This window comes from Roseateles sp. P5_B10, assembly GCF_056400485.1.
The window spans coordinates 1-6,746 of record NZ_JBFULE010000253.1; the positions used below are offsets into that span (position 1 = coordinate 1).

At 69.5% G+C, this 6,746-nt stretch carries 7 protein-coding genes and 1 tRNA gene; 6 read left to right on the plus strand and 2 right to left on the minus strand.

The features are described from left to right. The 5 genes from hemC to AC1DU6_RS15980 form a co-directional block, all read left to right on the plus strand. Positions 1-577, plus strand: a 577-nt coding sequence (gene hemC, locus AC1DU6_RS15960) for a hydroxymethylbilane synthase (protein WP_477858251.1), incomplete at its 5' end; no start/stop codon positions are given. Beyond that, the gene (locus tag AC1DU6_RS15965; protein ID WP_457323555.1) at positions 574-1,314 is read left to right on the plus strand and encodes a uroporphyrinogen-III synthase; all 741 of its coding nucleotides are present in this window, start codon (positions 574-576) and stop codon (positions 1,312-1,314) included. The genes hemC and AC1DU6_RS15965, both read left to right, overlap by 4 nt. 16 nt (positions 1,315-1,330) lie before the next feature. Further along, the gene (locus tag AC1DU6_RS15970) at positions 1,331-2,476 is read left to right on the plus strand and encodes a uroporphyrinogen-III C-methyltransferase (protein ID WP_457323556.1); all 1,146 of its coding nucleotides are present in this window, start codon (positions 1,331-1,333) and stop codon (positions 2,474-2,476) included. Between the two features lie 13 nt (positions 2,477-2,489). Next, positions 2,490-3,737 (plus strand): heme biosynthesis HemY N-terminal domain-containing protein, encoded by a 1,248-nt coding sequence (locus AC1DU6_RS15975; RefSeq protein WP_457323557.1) that lies wholly within the window; start codon positions 2,490-2,492, stop codon positions 3,735-3,737. Between the two features lie 81 nt (positions 3,738-3,818). Then, positions 3,819-3,895: transfer RNA gene (locus tag AC1DU6_RS15980), tRNA-Arg, on the plus strand. 67 nt (positions 3,896-3,962) lie between these two features. Here the strand turns inward: AC1DU6_RS15980 and AC1DU6_RS15985 are convergent. Beyond that, the gene (locus AC1DU6_RS15985) at positions 3,963-4,997 is read right to left on the minus strand and encodes a CaiB/BaiF CoA transferase family protein (RefSeq protein ID WP_477858254.1); all 1,035 of its coding nucleotides are present in this window, start codon (positions 4,995-4,997) and stop codon (positions 3,963-3,965) included. A 14-nt stretch (positions 4,998-5,011) separates the two neighbouring features. Here AC1DU6_RS15985 and greB point away from each other — a divergent pair, with 14 nt between their 5' ends. After that, positions 5,012-5,581 carry a transcription elongation factor GreB gene (greB, locus tag AC1DU6_RS15990; protein WP_477858255.1) on the plus strand — a complete coding sequence of 190 codons (570 nt, stop codon included), beginning with the start codon at positions 5,012-5,014 and terminating at the stop codon, positions 5,579-5,581. Here the strand turns inward: greB and AC1DU6_RS15995 are convergent. Beyond that, positions 5,582-6,746: tetratricopeptide repeat protein (locus AC1DU6_RS15995; protein WP_477858257.1), on the minus strand; the 1,165-nt coding region annotated here is incomplete at its 5' end.

Sequence of the window (6,746 nt, forward strand, 5' to 3'; positions counted from 1 at the left end):
GCCCGAGGGCGCCGTCGTGGGCAGCTCCAGCCTGCGCCGCGTGACGCAGCTGCTGAGCCTGCGGCCCGACCTGCGCGTCGAGCCTCTGCGCGGCAATCTCGACACGCGGCTGCGCAAGCTCGACGAAGGCGGCTACCACGCCATCGTGCTGGCCGCAGCCGGCCTCAAGCGCCTGGGCCTGGCGAACCGCGTGCGCGGTTTCTTCGAGGTCGACCAGATGCTGCCTTGCGCAGGGCAGGGCGCCCTGGGCCTGGAGATTCGCGCCGACGACACCGCGCTCGCCGAGGCCTTGGCCAAGCTGATCCACCAGCCGACCCAGCTGGCCTGCGAGGCCGAGCGCGCCGTGTCGCGCGCCCTGGGCGGCAGTTGCAGCCTGCCGCTGGCGGCCCATGCCCATTGGCAGGGCGGCACGCTGTGCCTGGACGCCGCCCTGGGTCATGCCGAGGCCCACACCTCGCCGCTGCTGCGTACCAGCGTCGCTGGTGATGTGATGGCTGTCGATGCCGCCCGGGCCCTGGGCCAGCGGGCCGCGGCCCGCCTGCGCGAGCTGGGCGCAGGCTCCTACCTGCCTGGATGAAGACCCTCATCGTCACGCGCCCACGGCCGCAGTGCGCGGCCTGGCTGGCGCGCCTGGCCGAACTCGGCGTCGAGGCGGTGGCGCTGCCCCTCATCGAGATCCTGCCGGCCCGCGATCCGGCAGCGGTCGTCGCGGCCTGGGCCAGCCTGCCCGATATGGACCTGGCCGTCTTCGTCAGTCCCAATGCCGTCGAGCAGTTCTTCCGCCACGCCGACCGCCCGTGGCCAGGCCACACGCTGGCCGCCTGCGTCGGGCCGGGCAGCGCCCAGGCGTTGATCGAACGCGGCGTGCCCGCGGGCCAGATCGTCCAGCCCGCAGCGGACTCAGCCAGCCTGGACTCCGAACACCTCTGGCAACAACTGTCACCCCGTCGTGCCTGGGCCGGCGCCCGGGTGCTGCTGCTGCGCGGCGATGGCGGACGCGAATGGCTGGCCGAGCAACTGACGGCCGCTGGCGCGCGCGTCGAAACCGTGACGACCTATCACCGTGCCGGCCCCCGCTTCGAAATGGCCGAGCAGGCATTGCTGGACGCCATTCGCGCAGAGCCCACAGCCTTTGTATGGCTGTTCAGCAGTGCCGAGGCCGTCGGCCACCTGCAAGGCATGGACATGAACCAGCAGCGCGCCATCGCCACCCATGCCCGCATTGCCGAAGCTGCCCGGGCGGCCGGCTTCGATCCTGTGGTTTTGGCGCGACCGGCCCCTGAAGCGGTGACTCAGGCCCTGAAAGGCCTCTGACAGAATCCATCGCACTGTGAGTGAGCCTGCGCTGAATCCCCCTGCTGTCGCCGCGGCCGAGCCCGCCGCGCCGCCACCGTCCCCTTTCGCCCCCGCGCTGCCGGTCTGGCTGCCCTGGCTGCTGGCCCTGCTGGGCGCCGCCGTGCTGCTTTGCGTCGTGCTGGCCTGGCAGAGCCTGTCGCGCCAGCAGTCGCTGGAGCAGGAGCTGGTGCGCCGCCAGGAGGCCAGCCAGGCGCAGGCCACCGAGGCGCGGCTGGCTGCCAAGCAATCCGCTGAGCTGGTGCGCGACACGGCCGCCAAGGTCTCGCTGCTGGACGCCCGTCTGGCCGAGGTCGCCCTGCAGCGCGGCCAGTTGGAGGAGCTGATCCAGTCCATGTCCCGTTCGCGGGACGAGAACGTCGTCGGCGACATCGAGGCGGCCATCCGCGTGGCCCTTCAGCAGACCCAGATCACCGGCAGCGCCGAACCCCTGGTGGCCACGCTCAAGCAGGCCGACGAGCGCCTGCTGCGCTACAAGCAACCGCGCATGGAAGGCATACGCCGCGCCGTCGCGCGCGACCTGGACCGCGTCAAGGCGGTTGCCGTCGTCGACGTGTCCACGCTGACCATCAAGCTCGACGAAGTYGTGCGCATGGCCGATGAACTGCCGCTGGTCTCGGGCAACGAGGCCGCGCCCAAGCAGCGCGACGACCGCAACGGCGATGCCGCCAAGGAGCGCGAGCGTGCACTGAAGCTGCAACGCGAGCAGGCCGCCGCAGCGGCGGACGGCAAGGTCTCGTTGTGGTGGTGGCAGGCCACGCAGCAACTCTCCAGCTGGACCGGTGTGGTCTGGGGCGAAGCCCGCACGCTGCTGCGCGTGACTCGCATCGACCATCCCGAGGCGGCACTGGTCTCGCCCGATCAGAGCTTTTTCCTGCGCGAGAACCTGAAGCTGCGCCTGCTGAATGCCCGCCTGGCGCTGCTGAGCCGCCAGTTCGACACCGCCCAGTCCGACCTGCGTGACAGCCAGGAAATGCTGAACCGCTACTTCGACACCCGTTCGCGCAAGGTGGCCAGCGTGGCCGAGCTGCTGCGCCAGGTGTCAGGCCAGGCGCGCCAGGTCAGCGTGCCGCGGCCGGATGACACGCTGGCTGCGCTGACCGCCGCCGCGGCCGGTCGATGAAAGGACGCTGATCATGCGTCTCGTCATCTGGCTGGTCCTGCTCTTCGTCGTCGCCGTCGTCGCGGCACTGACCCTGGGCAGCAACGACGGTCTTGCCAGCTTCTACTGGGCCGGTTGGCGGGTCGACATCTCGCTCAATCTCTTCCTGCTGCTGCTGGTCGCCAGCTGCTTCGCCCTCGTCACGGCCATCCAGGCCATCGAGGCGCTGACGACCCTGCCCAAGCGCGCCCGCGAGTGGCGGCTGGCGCAGCGTGAACGCAGTGCCCAGCTCGCCCTGCGCGAGGCTCTGGTCGAGCTCTTCGGCGCCCGCTTCAGCCGCGCCCAGAAAGCGGCGCAGAAGGCCCTCAACATCCAGTCCGCCACGCCCGAACTGGCGGCCGACCAGTCCTTCATGGCCCTGGCCCACTTGCTCGCCGCGGCCAGTGCCCACCGCTTGCAGGACCGCCGCCACCGTGACGAACAGCTCGCGCGCGCCCTCGATCTGGCGCATCGCACCAGTGGCGCACGCGCGCAGGAAGACGGCGCTCGGCTGCTCGCCGCCGAATGGGCGCTGGACGACCGCGACGCCACGCGCGCACTGAGCGTGCTCGGCGAACTGGCCCCCGGTGTCGCGCGCCGCACCCAGGCCCTGCGCCTGCGGCTGCAGGCGTCGCGCCTGGCTCGCCAGCCGCTGGATGCGCTGCGCACCGCGCGCCTGCTCGCCAAGCATCAGGCCTTCTCCAAGGTGGCTGCCCAGGGACTGTTGCGGTCGCTGGCCTTCGAAGCGCTGGACGGCGCGCGTGATGTCGACCAGCTGCGCTCGATCTGGCAACAGCTCGATCCAGCCGATCGCCGTGATCCCCTCGTCGCCGCGCGTGCCGCGCAATGCGCCGGCCAACTCGGTGCGCCGGACGACGGTCGCGGCTGGCTGCGGCCATTCTTCGATGATCTGGCCGAATTGCAGTCTGACGACCGTGCGGCGCTTGCCAATGCTCTCGTGCCGGTGCTGGCTGGCTGCGGGCCTGACTGGCTGCAGCGCCTCGAGTCCGCGCAGTCGCGTTTCCCACGCGAGCGCGCTCTGGCCTATGCGCTGGGCCATGCTCTTGCGGAGCGCCAGCTCTGGGGCAAGGCGCGACTGATGCTTGAGACGGCAGCCGAGGACGTGACGATGCCCGGCCCGGCCCGCCGTCGCAGCTGGCTGGCACTGGCGGCGCTGGCCGAGCAGGAAGGCGACGAAAGTCGCCGCGCGCGCTGCTTCGAGGCCGCCGCGCGCCTGCCTTGATGGCGGCTGCCCCAACTATTTCTAAAAAAGCGCCAAAGTCTTGTCGGGCCCCTGAAAATCTGGCTATACTGTGAGGCTTCAGCGGCTGTAGCTCAGTTGGATAGAGTACTTGGCTACGAACCAAGGGGTCGTGGGTTCGAATCCTGCCAGCCGCACCAAAACAAGAAGAAATGGAAACACCTCAGAGGTTCAAGCCTCTGGGGTGTTTTTCTTTGTGGCGCCGAATCAGCGGCTGCGCGAAAAGCGTGGTGCAGCGGCTGGTTGCCAATGGCCGCTCTCGGTCTGCGTGAAGCTGCCGCGCGCCAGGGCATGCGGATGCAGCGGCGCTTCGGCCAGGGTCAGCACCGGCGCGAAGCAGACGTTGCTGCCCTCCAACTGGGCAGACCATTCATCACGCGTCTTCTCGCGCAGGCGCGAAGCCACGCGCTCGCGCAGCGCTGGCCACTGGCTGCGATCCTGTTGGGCGGCGAGATCGACATCATCCAGCCCCAGGCGCTGCAGCAACTCGGTATAGAACTGCGGCTCCAGCGCGCCGATCGACACGAAGCGTCCGTCGGCGCATTCGAAGCAGTCGTAGAAGGGCGAGCTGTGCAGGAAGAAGTTCTGTTCGGGCTTGTCGCTCCAGCGGCCTGCGGCGCGCAGCGAATGCAGCAGGCTGGACAGCAGGCCCACGCCATCCACCATGGCCGCATCCACCACTTGGCCCCGGCCGCTGCGCTGAGCCTCCCACAGCGCGGCCATCAAGCCGAAGGCCAGGAACATCGCGCCGCCGCCCATGTCGCCGATCAGTGTGGCCGGGATGCTTGGAGCGACGCCTGCACGCGTGGCCGCGGACAGTACGCCCGTCACAGCGACGTAGTTGATGTCATGGCCGGCGGCCTGGGCCAGCGGCCCTGTCTGGCCCCAGCCCGTGAGGCGGCCGTAGACGAGGCGCGGGTGGCTGGTCTGGAAGACCTCAGGCCCGAGGCCCAGGCGCTCCATGACGCCGRGACGAAAGCCTTCGATCAGCGCATCCGCGCCTTCGATCAACGCACGCGCCTCGGCCAGGCCGTCCGTCGTTTTCAAGTCCAGGCAGGTGCGTCGTTTGCCCCGATCCAGACCCGTGCCGGTATCCAGCACTCGGCCACCGGGGCGCTCGATGACCAGGACGTCGGCGCCATGGTCGGCCAGCAGCATGCCGGCCAGCGGGCAGGGGCCGATGCCGGCCATTTCGACGACGGTGAGTCCGGTCAGCGGCCCGGCAGGCGAGGGGGTATGCATCGGACAATGTTGTCATGAACAAGGCCTTCACCAAGGAATCCGACACGGCCGACGATGACGATGGCGACGGCCCCTCGCTGCCGGCGCTCCCAGCTGGCACGCGCAACTATCTGACGCCGGCTGGCTATGCGCGGCTGCGTGCCGAGTTCATGGAGCTGCTGGACGTGGAGCGGCCGCGCGTCGTGGAGGTCGTGTCCTGGGCGGCAAAGAACGGCGACCGCTCGGAGAACGGCGACTACCTCTATGGCAAGAAGCGGCTGCGCGAAATCGACCGCCGGCTGCGCTTCCTGACCAAGCGACTGGACATCGCCGAGGTCGCCGATCCGAGCGTCCATTACGRCAGCGAACAGATCTTCTTCGGCGCGACGGTGACCTATGCCAACGCCAAGGGCGAGGAGAAGACGATCACGATCAAGGGCATCGACGAGTCCGACAGCCTGGCCGGCGAGGTCAGCTGGATCTCGCCCATCGCGCGCACGCTGCTGAAGGCACGCGTTGGCGACGAACTCAATCTCGTGACGCCGGTGGGCGTCGAGAAGATCGAGGTCGTCGAGGTCGTCTATCCGGCGCCGGCAGGCGGCTGATCAGGATTTCTTCGCCGGCGGTTTCAGCATCGCGTCGGCGCGGGCCTTTTCGTCCGGACTCAACCGCGCGGCGATGCTGGGCAGGGCCACGGCGGCCTGCTCGTGGCCCATGGATTTGCTGAGGCTGCACCAGGCGTAGGCGGCAGCCATGTCCTTGTCGCCGCCCTGGCCCTGCGCCAGCATGACGGCGAGGTTGAACATCGCATCCGGCTGGCGGCGCTGGGCGGCGGCCTGGAAGAACTGGCGGGCTGTGGCGAAGTTCTGCGGCACGACCTCGCCGCGGTAGAAGAACGTGGCCAGCGCGTTTTGCGCATCGGCATGGCCTTTCAGCGCGGCGTCCTTGTAGAGCACGACGGCGCGCTCCGGCGCGGCGGCGGGCATGCCTTCGCCCAGGTCCAGCATGCGTGCGGCGGCGTAGGTGCCCTCCAGGTGGCCAGCCTTAGCGGCGGCGGCGAAGTAGGCACCGGCGCGCTGCAGGTCCAGCGGCACGCCGTCGGGCTGGCCGGGCAGTTGGTGGTGGTACAGCTGTCCCAACATGTACAGGGCGGTCACGTCACCTGCCTCGCCGGCGGCCTGCAGGTAGGCCAGCGCGGGCTTGGCGTCGGGCTKGGTGCCGATGCCGCTGAGGTGGGCCTGGGCCAGCAGCGTGCCGGCGGGCTCGAAGCCGTAGTCCAGCGCCTTGCTCCACCACTTGTAGGCCTGCACCGGGTCTCGCTTGGTGCCCTGGCCGGTGAGGTAGATGCGCGCCAGCAGCAGCGAAGCCTCGACGCGGGTGTTGATGTTGTCGGGCTTCTGGGGATCGAACTTCAGGCGGTCCGCGGCCGGGTTGTAGGACGCGTCGACCACTTCGTGCAGCCACTCGATGGCCTTGGGTGTGCTGCGCGGCGTGCCCAGGCCCATCAGGTGGATGCGGCCCAGCATCATGGCCGCTTCTTCATAGCCCAGCTTCTTCCAGCCCTCTTCAAACCTGGCGCGGGCCTCGGTGTAGTTGCCCGCTTCGTAAGCCTCGAAGGCCTGGGTGAGCGACTTGTCCTTGCGGGCGATCCAGTTGCGGCCGGCGGCGGCGCGGCGGTCGCCGGGACCGCACCCGGTGGAGGGCGCCATCAAGTCTGGCGCCGTGTCGACGGCGGGTTCCAGCGAGCTGCCAGCGCTGGCGGTCTTGGCA

What these genes read in the sequence shown, in the direction of transcription:
- AC1DU6_RS15965 (WP_457323555.1), top strand. Translation starts at nt 574, where the DNA reads ATGAAGACCCTCATCGTCACGCGCCCACGGCCGCAGTGCGCGGCCTGG.
- AC1DU6_RS15975 (WP_457323557.1), top strand. Translation starts at nt 2,490, where the DNA reads ATGCGTCTCGTCATCTGGCTGGTCCTGCTCTTCGTCGTCGCCGTCGTC.